Source organism: Streptomyces sp. JLSY215, from assembly GCF_059682825.1.
Genome location: NZ_CM185022.1, coordinates 6,778,487 through 6,803,351 on the forward strand (window position 1 = coordinate 6,778,487; position 24,865 = coordinate 6,803,351).

Consider the following 24,865-nt stretch of genomic DNA (forward strand, 5'->3'; position numbering starts at 1 on the left):
ATTGCCGTCGAGGTGGAGGCGGGTGAGGGGGGAGGTGCCGCGGCGTTTCCGGGAGCGTGGTGAAGCAATTCCCAGTACGTCGGAGTTCGGTGAGGGAAATGAGATCTCCCGGCGATTCGGGGAGGGGCGAGCGCATTGCCGGCCGGGACGGGTTCGGCGAGATGTGTGAACTCGGACAACGCTGTCACCTGGGCCTCAGGACCGGACTTCGGACGACGCAACTCCCCCTCCATCAGCGGGAGTCGGTGCGATCGGCAAGGGATGTCGGGGCTGCCGTCGCGGCCCGCGTCATCCGGGCGAAGACCACCAGATTTCCCGTATATCCCGTGCTCGCGGAATAGCCGCCGCCGCAGGTCAGAATTCGGAGTTCCGGGCGCCCGGTGGTGCCGTACACCCGCCGGGACGGAAAGTGTTCCTTGGCGAATACCTGGATTCCGTAGACCTCGAAGGTCACGATGCGTCCGTCCGCGCGGGTCACCCGGATCGTCCGGCCCTTTTTCAGGGAGCCCAGGCGGTAGAAGACGGCGGGACCGGTGTAATTGTCGACATGGCCGACGATCACGGCGGTGCCCCGTTCGCCCGGGGCGGGGGCGCCGGTGTACCAGCCCGCGAGGCGGGGGTTCCGGGCCGGCGGGGCGGCTATGCGGCCGTCCTTGTCGAGTCCGAGCGGGACCAGCGGGGCGGAGATCCGGAGCGAGGGGATGTCGACCCGGGTGACGGCTGAGCGGGTGAGCGGGGGCGGCCCGGAGGGGTGGCCGTTGACCGGGGTGAGCGTGGTGCCGTCGTGCGGCTGCGGCGGACCGTCGGCCTCGTCCGACAGCCCGCTGCGCAGCATGGCGAAGCCGGTGAGGCCGACCAGGGCCATGACGCCCCAGTTGGGCCGGCGCGGCGGGTGCTCCGCGCGCGGCTCCTCGAACCGGCCCGTCAGGCTCATCGCTCTCCTCCCGGGACCGTGCTCCCTCCTCCCGGGGCCGCGCTCCCGCGCCGCGCACGGTCCACCGACAGCACGCTAGGTGCGCGCGAGGTAGCGGGCCACTTCGCTGCGCTTTGCCTGGGCCGTACGTGTTCGGGTTTCCCGCCGTGGGGGTTGTTGTGCGTTGCGCCTGCGGCGGGCGTGGGTTTGTCGGGTGCGGTGACGGCCCTACACGGCTTCGCCGCTACGGGCCGTCCCCTCCCGTGGGTGAGTGGGAGAGGCCGGTGGGGGCGGACGTCTCATGTCGGGTGCCAATGGTCGTGTCCACCAGGCACACCTGACCGCCGACGTACACCCCCACCGTTTTTCCCCACCCCCATCGGGGAGGGGGCGGGCCGCAGGACGGAGTCCGGAGGCCCGGTCCCGCGGCCGAACAGCCCCGCGCAAGCGGCACCGCCCGCCGCAGGCGCACCCAGAGAAACCCCTACGGCGGGGAAGCCGAAAACGTGGGGCCCAAGCCAAGCGCCGCGTCCCGCGCCGCCACCACCGCCGGTGCCGACGAGTGCGGCAGCAGTTCCAGGGGCCGCGACGGCAGCCGCAGCTCCACCTCCAGTCCGTCCGCGAAGCGGTACGGCCGGTGCGCCAGCACCCCCGCGAGATGGCGGCGCAGCCGGGACAGCTCGGCGCGGACCGTGACCGTCCGGCCGCGGTCCCCGAACAGGTCCTGGGCCAGCTCGGCGGCGCTGCGGCCCTGCGGATGGTGTGTGGCGAGGACGAACAGCAGCTCCGCATGGCGCGGGGACAGCCCGTGCGACCAACCGCCGGCCGGCCCGGTGACGGTGACCGTGGCGCCGTCCCGGCCGCTGACGTCCAGCAGCACCCGGCTGGGCCCGGCGGCCGGCTCCTCGCGGCCGATGCGGATCAGCCAGCCGCCGGGCAGCGGCTCCAGCGTGCACATGCCGTGCCGCGGCAGCCACAGCGGCCCGGCCTGGGGTGACTTGGGCAGTGCCACCCGGTCCGGCGGGGTGATGCCGGTGACCCCGGCGATCCAGCCGTTCGGGTCGACGGCCAGCGCCCGGCCGCCGATCCGCGCGAGGATCGGGGCGGCCGTCGACCGCAGCCGCTCCAGGGACGCGTGATGCCGGGTGCGCAGCTCGCCCTCCGCCAGCCGGGCGACCGCGGAGACCAGGGACAGCGTCGTGGGATGGAAGGAATGCGCCGGGCCGCTGATGTCCACCGTGCCCAGCAGCCGGCCGTCGCGGGGGTCGTGCAGTGGCGCCGCGGCACACGTCCACTGGTGGTGGCTGCGGACGAAGTGCTCGGCGGAGTGCACCAGCACCGGGCGCCGGGCCACCAGTGCCGTACCGATCGCATTCGTGCCGACCACGCCCTCCGTCCAGTCGGCGCCCTTGTCGAAGCCGAGCCGGTCGGCCATCCGCCGGACCGGCGCACTGCCCTCCCGCCACAGCACCCGGCCCTCCGCGTCGGTGACGACCATGATCTGCTGCGCGGCGTCGGCGGCCGCCAGCAGCCCGTCATGGAGGACCGGGAGTACCGCCGTCAGCTGGGAATTGTGCCGACGGTGCTCCAACTCGGCCATGGACAGCGGGTGTTGGACACTGTCCCGCTCCGGGTCGACGCCCGAGCCCATGGCCCGTAACCAGGACTCGCCGATGACCGGCCGGGGCGCGTCCGACGGCGCATCGGGCGGCGGCTCGCCCGCGAGCGCCGCCTCCCGGATCGAGGCCAGGCGGCGCGCGGTCTCGCGGATCTCCTGGGCCGACCGGACGGCGCTGCCGATCGCTGTGTGCTTCACGCTGCTCCCCGTTGCGCAACTCTCCCGGCGGCCACCGGAAGCCGCCCACGGGGGGCCTCCCCCCGGCCCGTGCCCATCGTGCCGTCACCGGGCCGAAAACGCAGGTCCATTGGGCAGATCCGCCGGACCGGCTGCAACCGGCTGCAACCGTTGTGGCCTATGACGCGCACCGGGACTCTTGTTCCAGCGGTCGATGGCGTCCCTCTGCCGGAGGCTTGCCGGACACCCGTCGGCGAGCCCCGGCTGTCCGCCGGGGATTCCATCGGCCGCCGCCATATCCGCAGGGCACGGCGCGGGAGGAGAGCGCACCATGGGGGCGACCGCTCCGCGCGTCGTGGTGATCGGAGCGGCGGAGGGACTGCGTATCGCGCGCGCCGGCCGGCTGGCCGCTCACTACGGGGTGCCCAGGCTGCCCGCGGTCGACGTTCTGATCAGACGTCAGCCGCTGCCCGCCGACGGCTATGTCATCGACGGTGCGCCCCGGTTGCTCGACCGGGTGGCGCGGGTCGGCGGGCTGCTGCCCGCGCTGGCCTTCGCCGACCTCGTGGTGCATCTGTGCGAGGCGGGCCGTACGGAAGGGGAAGACGCGGGCCGGATCCTGCGTTACTACGAGGCCCGTGGGGCGTTGGCCGGTTTCCGGCCGGACGCACCTGACGGGGACCTCATCCTGGCCATCGACGCGGCGCGGCGCGGGCGGACCGCGGCGGACCCGCCGAGATGGCCCTGAGACCGGGAGGGGTGCCGAGTCGGCGCGGCACCGCTCCTTGACCGGCGCGGCGGCGGGGTCCCCCGGCCCCGGCCCCGGAGGTCCCCCGCTCTCCACGGGGGCCGGGGAACCCGCCGCCGCGCCAGCCCCGCAGAACGCCCCGCGGCGCCGCCCCGCAGGCCTCAGCCGCCGGTGACCGGCCGCGCCCGCGCCACGATCGCCGCCAGATCCAGCGTGTGCGGCAGCGTCCCGAACGCCGCCCCCGCATCGCCGCCCAGCCGCGACGCACAGAACGCGTCCGCCACCTCGGGCGGTGCGTACCGCACCAGCAGCGCCCCCTGGAGCACCAGCGCCAGCCGCTCCACCAGCCGCCGGGCCCGCGCCTCGATGCCGTCCAGATCGGCGAGTTCGGTCAGCAGCCCCTTGATCGCCCGGTCCAGCCGGTGGTCCGCGCCGCGCGCCGTGCCGATCTCCGTCAAGTACGCGTTCAGCGCGGCCGGTTCGCGTTGCAGCGCGCGCAGCACGTCCAGCGCCTGGACATTGCCCGAGCCCTCCCAGAGGGAGTTCAGCGGCGCCTCGCGCAGCAGCCGCGGCATCCCCGACTCCTCGACATAGCCGTTGCCGCCCAGGCACTCCAGCGCCTCGGCGGCCACCGGCGTGCACCGCTTGGTCACCCAGTACTTGGCGGCCGGGACCGCCAGCCGCAGAAGGTGCCGGTCCTGCTCGCTGCCGCTGTCGACGGCCGCCGCCAGCCGCAGCGCGAGCGCCGTCGCCGCCTCCGACTCCAGTGCCAGATCGGCCAGCACATTGCGCATCAGCGGCTTGTCGATCAGCGGCCCGCCGAACGCCTCCCGGTACGCGCAGTGGTGCACCGCCTGCGCCACCGCCTGCCGCATCACCGCCGCCGCCCCCGTCACACAGTCCAGCCGGGTCGCCGCGACCATCTCGATGATCGTCGCCACCCCGCGGCCCTCCTCACCCACCCGGCGCGCCCAGCTCCGCCCGTCGAACTCGATCTCCGCGGAGGCGTTCGAGCGATTGCCGAGCTTGTCCTTGAGCCGCTGGATGCGGAAGGCGTTGCGGGTGCCGTCCGGCAGCACCCGCGGCAGCAGGAAGCAGGTCAGCCCGCCCGGCGCCTGGGCCAGCACCAGGAAGACGTCCGACATCGGCGCCGAACAGAACCACTTGTGCCCGGTCAGGACGTACTCGCCGGGCGCGGCCAGCGGCTCGGCGCGCGTCGTGTTGGCGCGTACGTCGCTGCCGCCCTGTTTCTCCGTCATCGCCATCCCGGCCAGCGCGCCGCCCTTGTCGGCGGCCGGCCGCAGCTCCCGCTCGTAGACATGCGAGGTCAGCAGCGGCTCCCAGACGGCCGCCAGCTCCGGGTCGGCGCGCAGCGCGGGCACCGCCGCATGGGTCATCGACACCGGGCAGGTGTGCCCCGCCTCCGCCTGACTCCAGACGAGGAATCCGGCGGTGCGGCGGACCTGCCCGTCCGGGCGCGACCAGGCGTCGGTGAGACCGGAGGTGACGGCGTGCCCCAGCAGCCGGTGCCAGGCCGGATGGAACTCCACCTCGTCGATGCGGTGCCCGTAGCGGTCGTGGGTGCGCAGGACGGGCGGATGGGCGTTGGCCTGCTCGCCCCACTGCTGGGCGTGCGCGGAGCCGGCGGCCTGCCCGAGCCGGCTCAGTTCCTCCCGTACCTCGTCGAGCCGTACGTCCTCGACGTACCGCGTGATCGCCTCGGTGAGCGCCCGGTCGGAGGCGAAGACGTCGTATCCGACCAGCGGCGGAGGCTGGTTCGTGACCGTATGAGTGCTGGCTGCCATGGCAGCTACGGTAAGGAGGTGCCGCCAGCAAACGAACCAGTCAAACGGCCGGCGGGCCGTCTGACCAGGGCCCGGGTCCTCTACCGCAATGTCTCCAAGCGACGGCTGGCATGGTTGCTGCTCAAGGACATCGTCAACTCCTGCATGGAGTACCGGGTCACCGGGCTGGCCGCCGAGGCCGCGTTCTTCTGCCTGCTGTCGCTGCCGCCGCTGCTGCTCGGACTGATCGGCCTGCTCGGCTATATGGAGCAGTGGATCGGCCACGAAACCATCGACAGCATCCGGCAGAACATCCTCGACGCCTCCGCCACCGTGCTCTCCGACAAGGGCGTCAACGAGATCGCCCGGCCGCTGCTGAACGATGTCTTCACCGGCCGCCGTCCCGACGTGATCTCCCTCGGCTTCGCCATCGCCCTGTGGTCCGGCTCCCGGGCGGTGAATGTCTTTGTCGACACCATCACCATCATGTACGGGCTCGACGGGCGGCGCGGCATCGTCAGGACCCGCCTGCTGGCGTTCGTCCTGTATCTCGGCGCGCTGGTCGTCGGGGCCGTCGCGCTGCCGCTGATGGTGGCCGGGCCGGACGCGGTCGTCGGCTGGCTGCCGGCCAGCGCCGACATCGTCCGGGTGCTGTACTGGCCGGTCGTGCTGATCCTGTCCGTGGCCTTTCTGACCACGCTCTACCACGTGTCGGTGCCCGTCCGTTCGCCGTGGCCGGAGGACATTCCCGGTGCCGTCGTCGCCCTCGCGATGTGGGTGTTCGGCAGCTTTCTGCTGCGCCTCTACCTCACCTCGACCGTCGAGGGGCCCACGATCTACGGGTCGTTGGCCGCGCCCGTCGCCGTGCTGCTGTGGATCGGTGTCTCCGCCTTCGCCGTGCTGGTCGGGGCCGCGATGAACGCCGCCCTCGACCGGGTGTGGCCCTCGGTCGCCACGGCCGCGGGGCGCGCCGAGCGGGAGCGGCGGGTGCATGCGGTGGGGGAGGGGCGCCGGGCTCCGGACGGTGAGCGCGGCGGCGACGACGGCAAGGGGCGGGACCAGGGGCAGGGGCCGGGGCGGGGGCCGGCCGCCGGATAGCGGCGGGTGCGCGGGCCATTGACAGCGCCGGGGCGCGGGGAGAGGATCCTCAGCCAGTTAAGCGAACGAAAGTTCACCACGCGAACATCCGTTATCGCTCGCGCGCCACCCGGCCCGCTGTGAATCCGAGGTCGCCATGTCGCCCACCGGCACGCCCGCGTCCCCCACGGACACCTCCGTCGCCCCCGCCCCCGCCCGCCACACCTTCCGCTCCGTCGCGCCCGTCCTCGCGCTGTGCTGGCTCGCCGTCTTCTTCGACGGCATGGACGTCAGCGTCTACGGCGCCGTCATGCCGCACATGCTCGACGACCCGTCGCTCGGGCTCACCCCCGGCGCGGCCGGCACCATCGGCAGCTGGACCACCTTCGGCATGCTGATCGGCGCCCTCGCCACCGGCACCCTCACCGACTGGCTCGGCCGCCGTCCGGTCCTGGTCGCCAGCGTGCTGCTGTTCTCCGCCGCGTCCGCGGTCTGCGCCCTGTCCGGCGGGCCCGCGCTCTTCGGCGCCGGACGCTTCCTCGCCGGGCTCGGGCTCGGCGGCCTGATGCCGATCTGCCTCTCGATGGTGATGGAGTTCGCGCCGCCGCGCCGCGCCGCGCTGGCCACCGGCCTGCTGATGACCTCGTACCACGTGGGCGGCATGGTCGCCACCGGCCTGGGCCTGACGCTCGCCCCCGCGGTGGGCTGGCGTTCGGTGTTCTGGGCCGGTGTGCTGCCCGCCGTCATCGCCGCCCCGCTGCTGCACCGGCTGCTGCCGGAATCCCCCGGCGTCCTCCTCGCCAAGGGCCGTACCGCCGAGGCCGACGCCCTCGCCGACCGCTACGGCATGGCCCGCCCCGTCGCCGCCGATGCGCCGGCCCCGGGAGCCAAGAGCCGCCTGGGCGCGATCCGCGCCCTCTTCCGTCCCGGTGTGCGCGGGGCGACCCCGCTCCTGTGGCTCGCCTCCTTCTGCGGTCTGCTCCTGGTCTACGGCGTCAGCACCTGGCTCCCGCAGATGATGCGCGCCACCGGCTACGGCCTGACGTCCTCGGTCAGCTTCCTGCTCATCATCAACGCGGGCGGTATCGCCGGTATGTTCCTCGCCGGCCGCATCGCCGACCGGTTCTCCCCGGTCGCGGTCTCCGCCCTGTGGTTCCTGCTCACCGCCGTCGGCGCGCTGCTCCTGGGGGCGCATCTGCCGCTCGCCCTCACCTATGTGGTCGTGGCGGTCACCGGCGTCTGGCTCTTCAGCGCGCAGACGATGGTCTACGCGGCCGCCGACCGCCTCTACCCGCCCGCCGAACGCGCCACCGGCCTGGGCTGGGTCACCGGCATCGGCCGCACCGGCGCCGTGGTCGGCCCCTGGCTCGGCGGCGCCCTGGCGGCCGGCGGCAACGACCAACTGGGCTTCAATGTCTTCGCGTTGGCGGGTCTGCTGGGCGCGGTGGCGATCGGGCTGGTGGCGGTGGCCGGCCGCGGCGCCCGGGGCTGACGGCTCCGCCGCCCGGCGGGCGTCAGCCGGGCGGCGCGGCCGGTGCCCCGCTCACCGCGTCGGGATCCGTACGAACCGTCCCGCCACGCGCAGGTCCGCCTCGATGGCCGCCGCCGCCTCGCGCAGCGCGGGGAGGATGGCCTCCCGGGCCTCGTCCGGTGTGCAACGGGCCGCATGCGTCGAGACGTTGACGGCGGCCACGACGCGGCCGGTGCGGTCGTGGACCGGTACGGCGAGGGAGCGCAGGCCCTCCTCCAGCTCCTCGTCCACCAGGGCGTAGCCCTCGGCGCGGACGGACTCCAGGAGCGTCATCAGGCGCTGCGGGTCGGTGACCGTGTGGCGGGTGAGGGGTTCGAGGGGAGTGAGGGCGAGGCGGGCGGACGCCTCGGCCGGGGGGAGTCCGGCCAGGAGGACGCGGCCCATGGAAGTGGGGTGGGCGGGAAAGCGGGTGCCCACGGTGATGTTGACGCTCATGATGCGGACGGTGGGGACGCGCGCCACGTACTGGATGTCGTCGCCGGACAGCACCGCCATCGACGCCGAGTCGTGGACCCGCTCGACCAGCGCCGCCAGATGCGGCTGGGCGACGGCGGGCAGCGTCAGACCGGAGAGATGCGCAAAACCCAGCTCCAGGACCTTCGGTGTGAGGCGGAAGAGCTTGCCGTCCGAGGCGATGTAGCCGAGGTGCTCCAGGGTGATCAGGGCCCGGCGGGCGGTGGCGCGGGCCAGGCCGGTGGCCTCGGCCACGGCGGTGAGGGGGAGGGCGGCGCGGCCGGCGCCGAACGCGGTGAGGGTGATCAGCCCGCGGGCCATCGACTCGACGAACTCGGGGCCCAGTTGCTGCTTCGACGCCCGCATCCAGCCCGCATGCGCCGCTACGGGGTCCGCGTCGGCGTCGGCGGCGGACGGCGCGCTCAGGGCGTACTCCATGGCGGCCACCGTCTCCCGCAGCCGCGGCGACACCGCCTCCCGCAGCCCGTTCGCGCTCAGCCGGCTGGTGTGGCTGACGACGCTCACCGCGCAGACCGTGCGCCCCTCCGGGTCCCGTACCGGCATGGCCACCGCGACCAGGCCCGGCTCGATGAGCTGGTCGTCCTGCGACCAGCCGGCCGTCCGGGCGGCGGCCACCCGGGCCTCGAAGCCGCTGCCCGGGGCGTCGTCCGTGGCCGTCGGCGCGTCCGCGGCGGGCCGCGGCGGTACGGCGGGGAAGCCCGCGTCCGTGGGGTCGGCCGTCCGCCGCTGCCGCCAGCGCCGCCAGTCGTCCGCGTCCCACGCCGCCGCGAACAGCGCGCCCGGCGCGCCCCGTTCGGCCGGCAGCAGATCGCCGATGCGGAAGGCCAGGGACATGGCGCGGCGGCGGGTCGCCTGGTGGACGAAGCGGACCCCGTCGCCGTCCGGGACCGCGAGCGAGACCGATTCGTCGAGTGCGTCGGCGAGCCGGTCGGCGAGCGGGCCGAGCCGGTCGGGGAGTTCGGATGCGGCGAGGTAGGCGTTGCCCAGCTCCAGCAGCCGTGGCGCGAGGACGGCGTCCCGGCCCTCGGTGCGGAGGTAGCCGAGCCGGGCGAGGGTGCTCAGCACGCGGTCCACGGTGGAGCGCGCGAGCCCCGTGCCGCGCACCAGATCGCCCACCGCCTGCCGGCCGCCGCCGGCCGCCAGTGCGCGCAGCACGGTCAGGCTGCGCATCAGCGGGGCCACCGCCTCCGGCGGCGGGGTCGGCGAGGACGGGTCGGTGGGTGCGGGGTGGCTCATCGGCTCTCCACGGTGCGGCGATCTCGTCGGAACGGTACCCGGCGAGCCGTTGACAGGGCCGGGGGCGGGGTTCAAACTCAGGGCAGCTCGATTCTGAACTTTAGTTCACTGGACGAACGGAGGCCGGTGAACGCGAACAGACGCTTCCTGAGCCGGAACCGAAGGCGAGGACATGGCCGACATCCGTTCCCTGCACGACGCCGTCGCGGAACTGATCCACGACGGGGACACCGTGGCGCTGGAGGGGTTCACCCATCTGATCCCGTTCGCGGCGGCGCACGAGATCATCCGCCAGAACATCACGGGCCTCACGCTCGCCCGGATGACCCCGGACGTGGTCTACGACCAGCTGATCGGCGCGGGCGCGGCCCGCAAACTGGTCTTCTCCTGGGGCGGCAACCCGGGCGTCGGCTCGCTGCACCGCTTCCGGGACGCCGTCGAGAACGGCTGGCCCGCCCCGCTGGAGACCGACGAGCACAGCCACGCCGGGATGGCCAACCGCTATGCCGCGGGCGCCGCGAGGCTTCCGTTCGCGGTGCTGCGCGGCTACCGCGGCAGCGATATCCCCGGCCGTACGACCACGGTCTCCACCGTCACCTGCCCGTTCACGGGGGAGGAGCTCGCCGCCGTCGCCGCCCTCAACCCCGATGTGACGGTCATTCACGCCCAGCAGGCCGACCGGGCCGGCAATGTCCAGCTGTGGGGCCTGGCCGGAGTGCAGAAGGAGGCGGCGCTGGCCGCCCGGCGCGTCCTGGTCACCGTCGAGGAACTCGTCGGCACGCTGGAGCCGCGTCCCGGGAGCGTCGTACTGCCCAGCTGGGTCGTCGATGCGGTAGCGGTGGTCCCCGGCGGCGCCCATCCCTCGTACGCGGCCGGGTACTCGGTCCGGGACAACGCCTTCTACCGGGAGTGGGACGCGATCGCGCGGGACCGGGAGGCGTTCGGGCGGTGGGTGACGGAGGAGGTGCGCAAGGAGGGGGCGTGCACGGAGAGGGCGCGCGAGGAGGGCGCGCGCAAGGAGGGGCGCGGGCGGCCGACGGCCGCCTCCGGTGCCGCCGCCACCAGCGAACCCGCCGACATCCCTGACGACGCCCCCGCCTGCACCCCCGACGAGCTCATGGAGATCAACGCCGCCCGTGCGCTGGCCGGCGCCCGTACCTGCTTCGTCGGCATCGGCCTGCCCAGTACGGCCGCCAATCTCGCCCGCCGCACCGTCAATCCGGACCTGGTGCTCGTCTACGAGTCCGGCACCCTCGGCTCCAAGCCCACCCGGCTTCCGCTGTCTATCGGGGACGGCGAACTCGCCGACACCGCCGACTCCGTGGTGTCCGTACCGGAGATCTTCAACTACTGGCTGCAGGGCGGCCGGATCGACGTCGGCTTCCTCGGCGCCGCCCAGGTCGACCGGTTCGCCAATATCAACACCACCCTCGTCGACCGCGGCCCCGGCCGGCCCGAAGGGCGGCTGCCCGGCGCGGGCGGCGCCCCGGAGATCGCCGCCAACTGCGGTCAGGTACTGATGGTGCTCCGGCACAGCCGCCGCAACTTCGTGCGGGAACTCGACTTCGTCACCACCCTCGGCCACGGCAGCGGCCCCGGGGACCGCGCGGCCCTCGGCCTGCCCGGCGCCGGCCCGACCGCCGTCATCACCGACCTCGGCGTGCTCCGCCCCGACCCGGACACCGCGGAACTCCTCCTGACCGAGCTGCATCCGGGCGTGACGGCCGATCAGGTACGGGACGCCACCGGCTGGGACCTCAAGGTGGCCGACAGGATCGGTGTCACCGCCCCGCCCACCGCCGCCGAACTCGCCGCCCTGCGCGCCCTGAAGGAGGCCTCGTGATCACCGACCGCCCGCGGGACGTCTTCGTCGTCGACGCCGTCCGCACCCCCATCGGCAAGTACGGCGGCGCGCTCTCCGGCGTCCGCCCGGACGATCTCGCCGCGCATGTCCTCAAGGCCCTGGTGGACCGTGCACCGGGACTGGATCCGGCCACGATCGACGACGTCTACCTGGGCAACGCCAACGGCGCGGGCGAGGAGAACCGCGATGTGGCCAGGATGGCGGTGCTGCTCGCCGGGCTGCCGGTGACCGTGCCCGGCGTCACCGTCAACCGCCTGTGCGGCTCCGGAATGGAAGCCGTCATCCAGGCCGCCCGCGCCGTGGCCCTCGGCGATGCCTCGGTGGCCGTCGCGGGCGGGGTGGAGTCGATGAGCCGCGCACCCTGGGTGCTGCCCAAGCCCGAACGCGCCTTCCCGGCCTCCCCCGGGACCCTGCACTCGACCACCCTGGGCTGGCGGCTGACCAACCCCGAGATGCCCGGCGAATGGACCATCGCCCTCGGCGAGGGCGCGGAGCTGATCGCCGACCGGTACGGCATCACCCGCGCCCAGCAGGACGCCTACGCGCTGGCCGGCCACGAAAAGGCGGCCCGCGCCTGGAAGGACGGCGCCTTCGACGCGGAGGTCGTGCCGTACGGGGCGGACGGGGCGGACCCGGCGCCCCTGGTCCGCGACGAGAGCATCCGCGAGCACACCTCCCTCCAGGCACTGGCCGCGCTGCGGCCCGCCTTCCGTACCGGGCAGGGCACCGTCACGGCGGGCAACTCCTCGCCGCTCAACGACGGCGCGGCCGCCCTGCTGCTGATGGACGAGCGGGGACTGCGCGCCACCGGGTGCGCACCGCTCGCCCGGATACGCAGCAGCGCCGTCACCGCCATCGAGCCGCAGTACTTCGGGCTCGGCCCCGTCGAGGCCGCCCGGCGCGCCCTGGACAAGGCCGGACGGCGCCTCACCGATCTGCACACCGTCGAGCTGAACGAGGCCTTCGCCGCCCAGGCCCTCGGTTGCCTCGCCGGCCTGCCCGAACTCGACCCCGCCCTGGTCAACCCGCACGGCGGCGCCCTCGCCCTCGGCCACCCGCTCGGCGCCTCCGGCGCCCGGATCACCGGCACCCTCGCCCACCGGCTGGCCGCCGCCGGCTCCGGCACGGGACTCGCCACGCTGTGCATCGGCGTGGGCCAGGGACTCGCGGTGGTACTGGAGAGCTAGGGCGTGTCCGACAGCCGCCGCCTCACCCGGCCAAAGCCGGGCCTCCACGAAGGAGTCCTGATGACCGTACCCGCCACCCGCCGGTCCGCCACCACCCGCCGGTCCGGCAGCACCGATCAGTCCCGCACCACCGATCAGGCCGGCATCGCCCGCGAGATCGCCGCGCTCGAATCCGCGGCCGCACGGGCCCGTGCCGCGGGCGAGCCCGCCCCCGAGCACCCCGCCCGCGATTACACCCCCTACCGCAGCAGCATCTCCCGCCACCCCCGCCACCCGCTCGTCGAGATCGCCGCGCTCGCCGACCCCGAGGCCGTCGAACTGACCGGCCCGGTCTTCGGCAGCACCGACGTCACCGACCTCGACGCCGACCTCACCCGGCAGCACACGGGCGAGCCGCTCGGCGAACGCATCACCGTCACCGGCCGCATCGTCGACCGCACCGGCCGCCCCGTCCGCGGCCAGCTCGTCGAGATCTGGCAGGCCAACGCCGCCGGCCGCTACGCCCATCAGCGCGACCAGCACCCGGCCCCGCTCGACCCCCACTTCACCGGCGTCGGCCGGACGCTGACCGACGACGAGGGCCGCTACACCTTCACCACCGTCAAGCCCGGCGCCTACCCCTGGCGCAACCACGACAACGCCTGGCGCCCGGCCCATATCCACTTCTCGCTCTTCGGCTCCGCCTTCGCCCAACGCCTGATCACCCAGATGTACTTCCCCGGCGATCCGCTCCTGCGCCACGACCCGATCCTGGCCTCGGTCACCGACCCCGCCGCCCGCGCCCGCCTGGTGGCCGCCTACGAGCCCGGACTGTCCCGCCCCGAATGGTCCCTGGGCTACCGCTGGGACATCGTCCTGGACGGCCCGTCCGCCACCTGGACCGAGGAAGGCCGCTGATGCCCCCCGCCACCCCGGCGCTCCCGCCGACCCCGTCCCAGACCATCGGCCCGTTCTACGGCCACGCCCTGCCGTTCCCCGGCGGCGAACGGATCGCGCCCGACGGCCATCCGGACACCGTCACCGTCCACGGATACGTACGGGACGGAGCTGGCGACCCCGTGCCGGACGCGCTGCTGGAGTTCTGGCAGGCGGGCCCCGACGGGGGCCTGACGGGCGCGCCCGGCTCGCTGCGCCGGGACCCGGCCACCGGCGCCGTCATCGGCCGCAACGGCGTGGACTTCACCGGCTTCGGCCGCGTCCCCACCGACGCCGACGGCCACTACGCCCTGCGCACCCTGCCCGCCACCGCCCCCGCCGGGCGCCCCGACGCCGCCCCCCACCTCGCCGTCTGCGTCTTCGCCCGCGGACTGCTGCACCACCTCTTCACCCGCGTCTACTTCCCCGAGCACGGCACGGCCCACGCCGCCGACCCGCTGCTCTCCCGGCTCCCCGCCGACCGCGCGCGCACCCTCCTCGCCCGCGCCGACGGCCCCGCCCGCCGCTACCGCTTCGACATCCATCTGCAGGGCGCCGAGGACGGCGCCCACGAGGAGACGGTCTTCCTTGCCTTCCGATGACACGCCGGGCGGATCCGCGCCGTCGGGCCCGCCGCCGTCGGGCCCGCCGCCGGACCCGATGCCCCAAGCCCCCTGCCCCGCCGCCGACCTGGGACTGCTCAGCCCCTCCTGGGCCGGCTCCGCCGTCGCCGACCGCACCGGGGACGCGGCGTATCTGCGCGCCCTGCTCGACGCCGAGGCCGCGCTCACCCGCGCCCAGGCGGCCCTAGGGCTCGCCACGGAAGCGGCGGCCGCGGCCGTCACCGAGGCGGCGGCCGCCCCGCTCTCCGGAGACCTCGCGCTGCGGTCCCGCGCCGCCGGCAACCCGGTGGTCCCGCTCGTCGCCGATCTGACCGCCGCCGTCGCCGACCGCGACCCGGACGCCGCCGCCCATGTCCACCGGGGCGCCACCAGCCAGGACATCCTGGACACCGCCACCATGCTGGTCAGCGCCCGCGCCCTGGACGCCGTCCGCGCCGACCTGGGCCGCACCGCCGACGCGCTGCACCGGATGGCCGCCGGGCACCGCGACACCCCCATGGCCGGGCGCACCCTCACCCAGCACGCGGTGCCCACCACCTTCGGCCTCAAGGCCGCCGGCTGGCGCAGCCTCGTCCTGGACGCCGACGACCGGCTCGCCGCGGTACGCGCCGCGCTCCCCGCCCAACTGGGCGGCGCCGCGGGCACCCTCGCGGCGTTCGGCGCCTACGCCGGGACCGGCCCCGGCCCCGCCACCCGGCTCCTCGCCGCCTACGCCGCCGAGACCGGCCTCGCCGAACCCGCCCTGCCCTGGCACACCTTGCGCACCCCCGTGGCCGACCTCGCCGGCGCGCTCGCCTTCACCGCGGGAGCCCTCGGCAAGATGGCGGCCGATGTGCTGACCCTCTCCCGCACGGAGATCGGCGAACTCGCCGAGGGCGGCGGCGGGGGATCGTCCGCCATGCCGCACAAGGCCAACCCGGTGCGCGCCACCCTGATCGCGGCCGCCGCCCGCCAGGTCCCGGCGCTGGCCGCGGTGCTGTACGGGTCCCTCGTCGCCGAGGATGAGCGCCCGGCCGGAGCCTGGCACGCCGAATGGCAGCCGCTGCGCGAGGCGCTGCGCCTGGTGGGCGGCGCGGCGCGGGACGCCGCCGAACTGACCGCGGCGCTGCGGGTCCGCCCGCACCGCATGCGGCAGAACCTCGGCACGACCGGCGGTCTGGTGGTCAGCGAACGCCTCGTCGCCGCCCTCACCCCGCTGATGGGCCGCGCCGAGGCCCGCCGCACGCTGGACGCGGCGGCCCGCCGCGCCGCGGAGGAAGGCATCGACCTGTTCGAAGCCCTCGGCCCCGAGGTCTGCCCCGACGTCCTCCCCGAGCACCGCCTCCGCCAACTCCTGGACCCCACCGCCTACTTGGGCGCCGCCGGACCCCTCGTCGACCGGGTCCTGGCCCGCCCCGCGCCCCACCCGCAGGAGCCCGCACCATGACCCCCGCATCCGCCGCCCCGCTCCCGCACCACACCGTGGACGGCCCCGACGACGCCCCGCCGCTGATCCTGGGCCCCTCCCTCGGCACCTCCCACCGGCTGTGGGACCCCCAACTACCCGCCCTGGCCCGCCGGTTCCGCACCCTCCGCTGGAACCTCCCCGGCCACGACGACCCCCCGCGCGCCACCGCGACCCCTGCCACCGCGACCCCCGCCACCCCGGCTCCCCCCGTCACCGTCACCGTCCCCGGCCTCGCCCGCCGCGTCCTGGCGCTCGCCGACGCCCACGGCATCGACCGCTTCGCCTACGCCGGCGTCTCCCTCGGCGGCGCCGTCGGAGCCTGGCTCGCCGCGCACCACCCCGAACGCCTCGCCTCCCTCGCCCTGATCTGCTCCTCCGCCCGCTTCGGCGCGCCGGCCGCCTGGCACGAGCGGGCCGCGCTCGTCCGCGAGCGGGGCACCGGCCCGGTCGCCGATACGGCCGCCACCCGCTGGTTCACCCCCGCCTTCGCCGCGTCCCCGCAGGCCACCGCCCTGGTCGACGCGCTGCGCCGTACGGTCTCGCCCGCGGGTTACGCCGCCTGCTGCGACGCCCTCGCCGCCTACGACCTGCGCGCCGCCCTGCCCCGTATCACCGCCCCCACCCTCGTCATCGCGGGCCGCGCCGACCCGGCCACCCCGCCCCCGCACGCCCGGGAACTCGCCGACGGCATCCCGGACGCGACCCTCCTGGAGCTCCCCCGGGCCGCCCACCTGGCCACGGTCGAACGCCCGGCCCCGGTGCTCGCCGCCCTCCTCGCCCACCTCACGGAAGGAACCCCCTGGTGACGCGCCCACGCCACACCACGGTCGGCATCATCGGCGGCGGCCCCGCGGGCCTGCTGCTCGCCCGCCTCCTGCACCGCTCCGGAATCGACTGCACCGTCCTGGAGAGCCGCGACCGCGCCTACGTCGAACGGCGGCAGCGCGCCGGCATCCTCGAACAGGGCACCGTCGATGTGCTGCGCGCCTGCGGCGCCGGGGAGCGGCTGGACCGGGAGGGCCTGGTCCACGACGGCATCGAGCTGCGCTACGACCGGCGCGCCCACCGCCTCGACTTCCCCGCGCTGACCGGCGGCCGCCGCGTCACCGTCTACGCCCAGACGGAAGTCGTCAAGGACCTCATATCCCTCCAGCTCGCCGCCGGACCGCCCCTGCTGTTCGGCGCCCAGGCGCTCGCCGTGTCCGGCGCGGCCACCGGCACCCCCCACATCCGCTACCGCCACGAGGGCCGCGAACACACCCTCACCTGTGACTACGTCGTCGGCTGCGACGGCTTCCACGGCGTCGCCCGGCACGCCGTCCCCGCCCACGAACGCCGCACCTACGAGCGCAGCTACCCCTACTCCTGGCTCGGCGTGCTCGCCGAGGTCCCCCCGTCCTCCGACGAGTTGATCTACGCCCACTCCGCACGCGGCTTCGCCCTCTTCAGCATGCGCACGCCCACCGTCAGCCGCCTCTACCTCCAGGTCCCCAACGGCACCGACCCGGCCGACTGGCCCGACGACCGCATCTGGGACGAACTGGAGACCCGCGCGGCCCTCGACACCTCCCGCGGCACCCCGTGGAAGCTGGAACGCGGCCCGATCACCGCCACCTCCGTCCTCCCCATGCGCAGCTCGGTCACCGAACCGATGCGCTACGGCCGCCTCCTGCTGGCCGGGGACGCCGCGCACATCGTCCCGCCCACCGGCGCCAAGGGCCTCAACCTCGCCGTCGCCGATGTCACCGTGCTCGCCCGCGCCCTCGCCCACCTGCACCGCACCGGCTCGACGGACCTCCTCGACGCCTACTCCGCCACCTGTCTGCGCCGCGTCTGGCGTGCCGAGCACTTCTCGTCCTTCATGACCGCCACGCTGCACACCGACCCGGACCAGAGCCCCTTCGAGACCCGGCTCCAGCTCTCCCAGCTCGACCGCATCGCCACGTCACCGCATGCCGCGGCCGAACTGGCGGAGAACTACACGGGACTGCCGCTGGTGTGACCGGACCTGCGGGGGAACGCCCGGTTCACCAGGCGACCGGGTAGCGGACGGGATGCCCGCCGATGCGGCCCGGCAGCAGGCCGATCGCCACCAGCAGCGCCGTGGCCAGCGCGAGCAGGGGGAGGAACGGCACCGGATGCGGGGCCTGCAGCACCACGATCACCGCGGTGGCGGCGGCCGGGGAGTGGGAGAGGTGGGTGAGCATCATGGCGCCCAGCGAGATCCCGGCGGCCACCGCCGCGCCCCAGCCGTTGCTCCCGGTCACCGCCAGGGTGCCGAAGCCGATCACGGCGGAGAGCAGCTGCCCGCCGACCAGGTTGCGCGGCTGGGAGATCGGCAGCCCGGGGGCCCCGTGCACCAGTGCCGCGCTGGCCGCCAGCGGCGGGATCAGCAGCGGCTCGTGCAGCAACACCCCCACACCGACCAGCAGGAGCAGGGCACCGATGGCGAAGGCGGTGGCCCGCAGTACGTGCAGCGGGCGCGGCCTGGGGGTGGCGGCGGGCAGGGGTGTGGGCATGCGGTGGGCTCCGGCAGGGTGGGCGAGGACCCCAGATCATAAACAAATTGTTGAATGACGGATGAACGTCTTGCCTCGTGGGCAAGGCGCCGGACATCTCGGACAGAGGGCTGCCCCAGCGCCCACCGGACCCCCGCGACCCGGTCGTACGCAACTTTTCCCCGCCATGTCACCCGGCAGCCGTCGATGCCGCCGCGGCGGAACGGGATGCGGTGCTGCCGACGCTCGGCGTGCCCCCGGGGAAGGAGCCGATCACCACCTATGCGCGCGACGTGGCCCATATCGTCGCCGCGATGACACGGCACCGGGTGCGCCGGCTCGCGGTCGTCAGCTCCGGCGGGGTCGACCCGCACCCGTACTCCGACGGCGGGTTCCTGTTCCACCGGGTGCTCCCACGAGGCCGGTCAGTCCCCGTGCCCGTCCCGGTAGCGCACCAGCAGCATCGCCGCATCGTCGTGCAGCGGCCCCTCGACATGCTCGACGAGATCCTCCCGCACCGCGTGCAACGCCCCCTCGGGGTCGGGGTCCTTGAGGAGGGCGGCGCGTTCGTCGAGAGGGTAGAAGCGGCCCGCCGCATCGCGCGCCTCGGTGACGCCGTCGGTGTAGAAGAGCAGCTGGTCGCCGGGGGCGAACGGCAGCGCGTAGGGGCGCGGCGGATCGGCGACCTGGTCGGAGAGGCCGAGCGGGAGGGCGCGGTCGGGCGGGGCGGCGAAGGCGACCGCGCCGCTGGGGCGGACGACGAGGGGTGCCGGGTGGCCGAAGTTGAGGAGGGTGGCGTGCGGGCCGTCGCCGACCTCGGCCAGCACGGCGGTGACGAAGCGCTCGCCCGCCAGATGCCGGTTCAGCGCGCGCTCCACCCGCTCGCCGACCGCGGACAGGTCGGGTTCGTCGTGCGCCGCCTCGCGGAACGCGCCGAGCACCACCGCCGCGGTCTCCACCGCCTCCAGCCCCTTGCCCTGCACATCGCCGACGATCATCCGTACGCCGCCGGGCGAGGTCACCACCTCGTACAGGTCCCCGCCGATCCGGGCCTCGGCCACCGCCGACGTGTAGGAGACGGCGATCACCAGCGGTCCCGCGCCGCGCGGGACCGGGCGCAGCAGGACGCGCTGGGCGACCTCGGCGATCGACCGGACGCTGGCCAGTTCCGCCTCGCGGCGCTGACGCATCAGCGCGGCCAGCACGCCCGCCGCGGTGACCCCGGCCACCGTGAGGAGCGCGGTCAGTCCCCGCCGTCCTTCGAGCAGGTCGCTGTAGACGCCCAGGGCGACACAGAGGACGGCCGCGATCAGCCCGACCAGGGCCGTACGCCGCCAGCCGCCGACCAGCCCGGCGAACGCGGGCCCGAGGGAGACGAGCGGCAGCAGCCCGAGCCCGGGGCCCGCCATCAGGTCCCCCGCACAGACCGCGGCCATCACGGCATACGGGAGCGCGAACAGCACCCGGGAGCCGGTGCACTGCTCGGTATGGGACACGGCCAAGGTGTACTCCGACGGGGTCATCTGATGCGGCAGCATGCGGGGGGAAACCGCCCCCGACCTGAGCATATGCGTGATATGCCGGACCGAAATACCGTCATGCCGCTCTGTTATCAAATCGCCGTCCAGGGACCGCCACGGGCGGCCGGCCGCCGGGCCGGGGATCTTACGGACCCATGACGCACCGCCCGCCGGACGGGCCGCGACGCCCCGCCGCGCTTAGCGTGACCGGCATGCGTGTACTGGTCACCGGCGGCGCCGGATTCATCGGATCGCAGGTCGTCGCGGCGCTGGCGGAGCGCGGACACGAACCCGTCGTCCTCGACGCGCTGCTGCCGTCGGCCCACCCCGAACCGCCCCCGCCACGGCCGGGCACGCGCCGTATCGTCGCGGACGTCCGCGACCGGGCGGCCGTCGCCGAGGCCCTGCGCGGCGTGGACGCGGTCTGCCACCAGGCGGCGCTGGTGGGCCTGGGCAAGGACTTCGCGGACGCGCCCGACTACGTCGGCTGCAACGACCTGGGCACCGCCGTACTCCTCGCCGAGATGGCCGCGGCCGAGGTCGGCGCCCTGGTGCTCGCCGGGTCAATGGTGGTCTACGGGGAGGGCCGCTACACCTGCCCCGAACACGCGGTGGTGCGGCCGGGGCCCCGTACGCCGGCGGACCTGGACGCCGGGCGGTTCGAGCCGCGCTGCCCCGTCTGCGGTGCGCCGCTGCGCCCCGGACTCGTCGGCGAGGACGCGCCCGTCGACCCGCGCAATGTGTACGCGACGACCAAACTCGCCCAGGAACATCTGGCCGCCTCCTGGACGCGGGCCACCGGCGGCCGCGCCATCGCGCTGCGCTACCACAACGTCTACGGGCCCGGCATGCCCCGCGACACCCCCTACGCCGGCGTGGCCTCCTTCTTCCGCTCGGCGCTGGCCCGCGGCCAGGCACCCACCGTGTACGAGGACGGCGGCCAGCGGCGGGACTTCGTGCACGTACGGGATGTCGCCGCGGCCAACGCGGTGGCGCTGGAGGCCCTGGCGGGCCGGGATGCCGGGACGCTGACCGCGTACAACACCGGCAGCGGAGAGCCGCACACCGTGGGGGAGATGGCTCAGACGCTGGCACGGGCGTACGGCGGGCCGGAGCCGGTCGTGACGGGGGAGTACCGCCTCGGCGACGTCCGGCACATCACGGCGTCGTCGCGGCGGATCGCCGACGAGCTCGGCTGGCGGGCCCGGACCCGATTCGCCGACGGCATGGCCGAGTTCGCCCGGGACGGGCTGCGGGCCGCCCCGGCAGCCCCGGCCCGCACCGCCCCGCGCCCGGCCCCGGCCCCGGTGGACGTCGTCCTCCCCTGCCTGGACGAGGCCGCCGCGCTGCCCTGGGTCCTGGCCCGCATCCCGGACGGCTGGCGGGCGATCGTCGTCGACAACGGCTCCACGGACGGTTCCGCCGAAGTCGCCCGCGACCTCGGCGCCACCGTCGTCCACGAACCGCGCCGCGGCTTCGGCGCCGCCTGCCACGCCGGACTGCTGGCCGCCGACGCCGACATCGTCTGCTTCTGCGACTGCGACGCCTCCCTCGACCCCGGCCTGCTCACCCCGTTCGTCCGGGCCGTACAGGACGGCCGGCACGACCTCGTCCTGGGCCGCCGGCGCCCGCAGGGCCGCGGCGCCTGGCCCCCGCACGCCCGGCTCGGCAACCTCGCACTGACCCGCATGCTGCGCCGCCGCACCGGCCTGACCCTGCACGACCTCGGCCCGCTGCGCGCCGCCCGCCGCACCGCCCTGCTCGGCCTCGGCCTCACCGACCGCCGCAGCGGCTATCCGCTCCAGATGGTCGTACGGGCCGCCGACGCCGGCTGGCGCATCGCCGAACGCGACGTCCCCTACCGCCCGCGCACCGGCCGCTCCAAGGTCACCGGCACCTGGCGCGGCACCTGGCACGCGGTACGCGATATGCGCGGCGTGCTGCGGCAGCCGCCGCCCGTGCCCGGTGCGGAGACCGGGACGCAGGAGGCGGCCCGATGAGCGACCAGCGCACCGGCGACGCACCGCCCGCCGCCGAGGGGCCGACCACGGTCCTGGTCATCGCCAAGGAACCCGTCCCCGGCCGGGTCAAAACCCGGCTCACCCCGCCCTATACGCCCGACGAGGCCGCCCAACTGGCCGAGGCCGCCCTGCGCGACACCCTCCAGGCCGTCCGCACCATGCCCGCCCGCCGCCGCGTCCTCGTCCTCGACGGACGCCCCGGCGCCTGGCTGCCCGCCGGCTTCGAGATCCGGCCGCAGTGCTCCGGCGGCCTCGACGAACGGCTCGCCGCGGCCTTCGCCGACAGCCCCGGCCCGACCCTGCTCCTCGGCATGGACACCCCCCAGGTCACCGCCGAACTCCTCGCCCCCGCCCTGGCACCGGACGCCTGGCAGCGCTGCGACGCCTGGTTCGGCCCGGCCGAGGACGGCGGCTTCTGGGCGCTCGGCCTGGCCGAGCCCGACCCCCGGCTGCTCCGCGGCGTCCCGATGTCCACCCCGCACACCGGCGCCACTCAGCGCGCCCGGCTCACCGGCGCCGGCCTCCGGGTGCGGGACCTGCCGCCGCTGTGCGATGTCGACACCGCCGCCGACGCCGAACGCGTCGCGGCCGCCGCACCCGGCGGACGGTTCGCCGCCGCCCTCGCCCGGCTGACGGCGGTCACCGAACGATGAGCGGCACCGCCCACACCGCCCCGGCCTGGGGCGCCGACCCGTACGCCGAAGCGCTGCGCAGCGGCCGCGGCCCGCTGTTCCTGCGCCGCCCCGACGGCTGGCTGCTGCCCCTGGACGTCGAGCGCTGGTGCGCCGGGGCGGACGCCGCCGATCTGTCGGCGCTGCGCCGCTGCGAGGGCCCGGTCCTCGACATCGGCTGCGGCCCCGGCCGGCTCGTCGCCGCCCTCGCCGCCCAGGGCCGCCGGGCGCTCGGCATCGATGTGAGCGAGGCCGCGGTGGCCCGTACGGCGGCGACCGGCGGCACCGCCCTGTGCCGTTCGGTCTTCGACTCCCTTCCGGACGAGGGGAGTTGGGGCACCGCGCTGCTGCTCGACGGCAATATCGGCATCGGCGGCGACCCCCGTGCCCTGCTGCTGCGGATCGCCGAACTGCTCGCGACGCGCGGGCTGCTCCTCGTGGAGACCACGGCAGAGGACGTCGACGAGCGGGTCCGGGTGCGGGTCGACGGCGGGTACGGCGGGCGCCGCGAGGCGGGCGGACTGTTCCCGTGGGCCCGGGTGGGCACGCCCGCGCTGCTGCGGTACGCGGCCGCCGCCGGCTGGGCGCCGGTGGAGCGCTGGAGCGTGCCGGAGCCCGGGGATCAGCGGTCGGAGGGCGCCGAGCGCCGCTTCGTGGCCCTGCGCCGCCGCGCCCGCGCCGCCGCCCCGCGCAGCCAAGGCGCCGCCGCACCGCCCACCAGCAACAGGGCCGACAGCGCGCACAGCACCGCCGTGATCAGCAGCCAGCGGGCGAGAAACGCCTCACCGGGCAGGCCGGTGACCAACTCGTAGCGCTCCGCCGCCCCGGCCGGGACCCCCGCCGAGCCCGCGATCAGCGGAAACCACACCAGCAGCAACAGCCCCGACAGCATGGCGGGCACCCGCACATACGCCGTCCACGCGCGGTGCCGCCCCGCCCCCGCGGTGGCCGCGCACACCGCCCGGTCGGCAAGGGAATACAGCGGCAGCAGCACCAGATCGTGCACCAGCGCCGCCCCGACGAACCACACCACCACCAGCGGCCACTGCGCCCCGGCCAGCAGCCGCACCGCCGCATACCCGGTGAGCGCGAACGAGGCGAGCATCAGCAGCAGATGCAGCGCCCCCTCGCCGTACCAGTGGCGCCGCCCGATCCGCCGCAGCCACGCCCACAGCGATGCCCGCAGTGCCGCCGCCCGTACCCGCCGCGCCATCACAGCTCCCCGAACGTCAGCCGCGCCACCCACTTGGTGTTGAGCACCCCGGGCGCCGCCGGGACGATGATCCGCGCCGGATAGCCGTGGTCCTCGGACAGCTCCGCGCCGCCCACCCGCAGCGCGAGCAGCGCCCGCCCGTCCCGCACCTGGTTGGCGCGCAGCGCCGCCCGCCGGAACGCCCCGTGCAGCTGGAGCGACTCCACCACCACATCCGGCGGCCGCTCACCCAGCCCCACCAGCGCGGCGAGATCGCGCAGCCGCACCCCGCTCCACAGCTGATCGTCCGTCGACCAGCCCTCGACACAGGCGATCGGCAGCGCCGCCGCATGCTGGGGCAGCCGCAGCAGCTCGGCGCGGCTCAGCCGCACCCGCCGGCCGCCGCCCTCGACCGTCAGCCGCCAGTCGTCACCGGTGTCCTGCGGCCGGATCCCGGCGTACGCGGCGGTCTTGTTGATCTGGAAGCCGTTCGGGCCGCTCCCGGGGTCCGCGCCACCGTGCGGCGCCAGCAGCGCCGTACGCCGCCACCACCCCCCGATGCTCTGCCCCGCCGTCGTCGCGAGCAGCACCAGCGATCCGCCGCCGACCAGCCACAGCGCGCCGCGCCGCGATACGGTCGGCGCGGCCGGCCGGGCCGCGACCAGCCCCGTGTCATCGGCCTCGGCGGCGGGGTCCGTACGCTCCCGCAGCGCCCGCACCGTGCGCGGCAGCCGCAGCACCACATGCGCGACGAACGCGCCGATGAACACCCACGCCCCGTAGAAGTGCAGCGCATAGAACGACCCGGGGAAGAGGTAGTCCAGCTGGATGTTGAGGATCCCGGTGACGAACTCGAACAGCGCACCGCCGACCAGCAGCAGCAACGACAGCCGCTCCAGCGCATGGCCCGGCGACCGGGCGGGCGGCAGCGTGAACAGCTTCGGGATCACCGACCACAGCTTCGCCAGCAGGATCGGCACCAGCGCGATGCCGAGGGTGACATGCAGCCCCTGGGTGAGCCGGTAGAGCCAGCGCGGACCGGTCGGCCAGGCGAACAGATAGAAGCCCAACAGACCCTTGTCCGGTGTCTTGTCGTTGACCCCGCCGGCCAGATCCGGGTTGTACGCGGCGTACGACAGCAGCCCGGTCACGAACAGCAGCGTGATACCGGCCAGCAGCACGACACCGAGCAGCGCCGTCAGCCGGGGGCCGCGCCGCGGACTGCGCCAGAACGACGGCGAGGTAGGGGGAGTGGGCACGGGGAGACGGGCACGCATCATGTGTCCTCGACGGGTCGTGCGACGGGGGTGCCCCGCCGCGCTCCGACGGTATGCCGCAACCGATGCCGCCAGGAGGCTACGACCCATGA

The 24,865-nt window shown here is 75.0% G+C and carries 20 protein-coding genes and 3 pseudogenes; 15 read left to right on the plus strand and 8 right to left on the minus strand.

Features of this window, described 5'->3' with window-relative positions; genetic code table 11:
* Window positions 1-232 precede the first annotated feature (232 nt).
* Entirely contained in the window at window positions 233-934 is a 702-nt protein-coding gene (locus AC5677_RS30160) for a class F sortase (RefSeq protein ID WP_497191036.1), read from the minus strand.
* A 463-nt stretch (window positions 935-1,397) separates the two neighbouring features.
* On the minus strand, window positions 1,398-2,729 hold the full coding sequence (locus tag AC5677_RS30165; protein WP_497191037.1) for a helix-turn-helix domain-containing protein: 1,332 nt from the start codon (window positions 2,727-2,729) through the stop codon (window positions 1,398-1,400).
* Between the two features lie 310 nt (window positions 2,730-3,039).
* Between AC5677_RS30165 and AC5677_RS30170 the strand changes: the two genes are divergently transcribed.
* Window positions 3,040-3,456: a hypothetical protein gene (locus AC5677_RS30170; RefSeq protein ID WP_497191038.1), complete on the plus strand. Its 417-nt coding sequence runs from the start codon at window positions 3,040-3,042 to the stop codon at window positions 3,454-3,456.
* 161 nt (window positions 3,457-3,617) lie between these two features.
* Here AC5677_RS30170 and AC5677_RS30175 read toward each other — a convergent pair whose 3' ends face one another.
* Entirely contained in the window at window positions 3,618-5,261 is a 1,644-nt protein-coding gene (locus AC5677_RS30175) for an acyl-CoA dehydrogenase family protein (RefSeq protein WP_497191039.1), read from the minus strand.
* Between the two features lie 18 nt (window positions 5,262-5,279).
* Between AC5677_RS30175 and AC5677_RS30180 the strand changes: the two genes are divergently transcribed.
* Complete coding sequence (locus tag AC5677_RS30180) at window positions 5,280-6,338, plus strand: YihY/virulence factor BrkB family protein (RefSeq protein ID WP_497191040.1); 1,059 nt, start codon at window positions 5,280-5,282, stop codon at window positions 6,336-6,338.
* Between the two features lie 136 nt (window positions 6,339-6,474).
* A complete protein-coding gene (locus AC5677_RS30185) occupies window positions 6,475-7,809 on the plus strand; it encodes an MFS transporter (protein ID WP_497191041.1) in 1,335 nt (444 codons plus the stop codon).
* 51 nt (window positions 7,810-7,860) lie between these two features.
* Here the strand turns inward: AC5677_RS30185 and AC5677_RS30190 are convergent, their stop codons facing one another.
* The gene (locus AC5677_RS30190; RefSeq protein ID WP_497191042.1) at window positions 7,861-9,558 is read right to left on the minus strand and encodes an IclR family transcriptional regulator domain-containing protein; all 1,698 of its coding nucleotides are present in this window, start codon (window positions 9,556-9,558) and stop codon (window positions 7,861-7,863) included.
* A gap of 172 nt (window positions 9,559-9,730) precedes the next feature.
* Here AC5677_RS30190 and AC5677_RS30195 point away from each other — a divergent pair.
* From AC5677_RS30195 to AC5677_RS30230, 8 genes and pseudogenes are all read left to right on the plus strand, one after another.
* Window positions 9,731-10,531: pseudogene (locus AC5677_RS30195) on the plus strand (CoA transferase subunit A); the annotation flags it as partial.
* A 144-nt stretch (window positions 10,532-10,675) separates the two neighbouring features.
* A complete protein-coding gene (locus tag AC5677_RS30200) occupies window positions 10,676-11,401 on the plus strand; it encodes a CoA-transferase subunit beta (RefSeq protein WP_497196809.1) in 726 nt (241 codons plus the stop codon).
* Window positions 11,401-12,609, plus strand: coding sequence for a thiolase family protein (locus tag AC5677_RS30205; RefSeq protein WP_497196810.1), 1,209 nt, complete (start codon window positions 11,401-11,403; stop codon window positions 12,607-12,609). The genes AC5677_RS30200 and AC5677_RS30205 overlap by 1 nt, the downstream gene beginning before the upstream one ends.
* Before the next feature lie 60 nt (window positions 12,610-12,669).
* Window positions 12,670-13,506, plus strand: coding sequence for a protocatechuate 3,4-dioxygenase subunit beta (gene pcaH / locus AC5677_RS30210; RefSeq protein WP_497191043.1), 837 nt, complete (start codon window positions 12,670-12,672; stop codon window positions 13,504-13,506).
* On the plus strand, window positions 13,506-14,126 hold the full coding sequence (pcaG, locus tag AC5677_RS30215; protein WP_497191044.1) for a protocatechuate 3,4-dioxygenase subunit alpha: 621 nt from the start codon (window positions 13,506-13,508) through the stop codon (window positions 14,124-14,126). The genes pcaH and pcaG overlap by 1 nt, the downstream gene beginning before the upstream one ends.
* A 58-nt stretch (window positions 14,127-14,184) precedes the next feature.
* Complete coding sequence (gene pcaB / locus AC5677_RS30220) at window positions 14,185-15,573, plus strand: 3-carboxy-cis,cis-muconate cycloisomerase (protein WP_497196811.1); 1,389 nt, start codon at window positions 14,185-14,187, stop codon at window positions 15,571-15,573.
* Complete coding sequence (locus AC5677_RS30225; protein WP_497191045.1) at window positions 15,570-16,400, plus strand: alpha/beta fold hydrolase; 831 nt, start codon at window positions 15,570-15,572, stop codon at window positions 16,398-16,400. Before pcaB ends, AC5677_RS30225 begins: the two co-directional genes overlap by 4 nt.
* Window positions 16,397-17,596, plus strand: coding sequence for a 4-hydroxybenzoate 3-monooxygenase (locus tag AC5677_RS30230; RefSeq protein ID WP_497191046.1), 1,200 nt, complete (start codon window positions 16,397-16,399; stop codon window positions 17,594-17,596). Before AC5677_RS30225 ends, AC5677_RS30230 begins: the two co-directional genes overlap by 4 nt.
* 25 nt (window positions 17,597-17,621) lie before the next feature.
* On the opposite strand, the gene AC5677_RS30235 is transcribed toward AC5677_RS30230, so the two are convergent.
* Both AC5677_RS30235 and AC5677_RS30240 read right to left on the minus strand, forming a co-directional pair.
* A complete protein-coding gene (locus AC5677_RS30235; protein ID WP_497191047.1) occupies window positions 17,622-18,113 on the minus strand; it encodes an HPP family protein in 492 nt (163 codons plus the stop codon).
* A gap of 404 nt (window positions 18,114-18,517) precedes the next feature.
* Window positions 18,518-19,615, minus strand: coding sequence for a PP2C family protein-serine/threonine phosphatase (locus AC5677_RS30240; protein ID WP_497191048.1), 1,098 nt, complete (start codon window positions 19,613-19,615; stop codon window positions 18,518-18,520).
* 209 nt (window positions 19,616-19,824) lie between these two features.
* Here AC5677_RS30240 and AC5677_RS30245 point away from each other — a divergent pair.
* The 4 genes and pseudogenes from AC5677_RS30245 to AC5677_RS30260 all read left to right on the plus strand — a co-directional run.
* A pseudogene (locus tag AC5677_RS30245) lies at window positions 19,825-20,868 on the plus strand (NAD-dependent epimerase/dehydratase family protein); the annotation flags it as partial.
* A 51-nt stretch (window positions 20,869-20,919) separates the two neighbouring features.
* Complete coding sequence (locus tag AC5677_RS30250; RefSeq protein WP_497196812.1) at window positions 20,920-21,612, plus strand: glycosyltransferase family 2 protein; 693 nt, start codon at window positions 20,920-20,922, stop codon at window positions 21,610-21,612.
* Window positions 21,609-22,286, plus strand: coding sequence for a TIGR04282 family arsenosugar biosynthesis glycosyltransferase (locus AC5677_RS30255; protein ID WP_497191049.1), 678 nt, complete (start codon window positions 21,609-21,611; stop codon window positions 22,284-22,286). Before AC5677_RS30250 ends, AC5677_RS30255 begins: the two co-directional genes overlap by 4 nt.
* A pseudogene (locus AC5677_RS30260) lies at window positions 22,283-22,720 on the plus strand (methyltransferase domain-containing protein); the annotation flags it as partial. The gene AC5677_RS30255 and the pseudogene AC5677_RS30260, both read left to right, overlap by 4 nt.
* Window positions 22,721-22,926: 206 nt before the next feature.
* On the opposite strand, the gene AC5677_RS30265 reads toward AC5677_RS30260, so the two are convergent.
* Window positions 22,927-23,409 carry a hypothetical protein gene (locus AC5677_RS30265; RefSeq protein ID WP_497196813.1) on the minus strand — a complete coding sequence of 161 codons (483 nt, stop codon included), beginning with the start codon at window positions 23,407-23,409 and terminating at the stop codon, window positions 22,927-22,929.
* A gap of 107 nt (window positions 23,410-23,516) precedes the next feature.
* Window positions 23,517-24,773, minus strand: coding sequence for a molybdopterin-dependent oxidoreductase (locus AC5677_RS30270; protein WP_497196814.1), 1,257 nt, complete (start codon window positions 24,771-24,773; stop codon window positions 23,517-23,519).
* Between the last annotated feature and the right edge of the window lie 92 nt (window positions 24,774-24,865).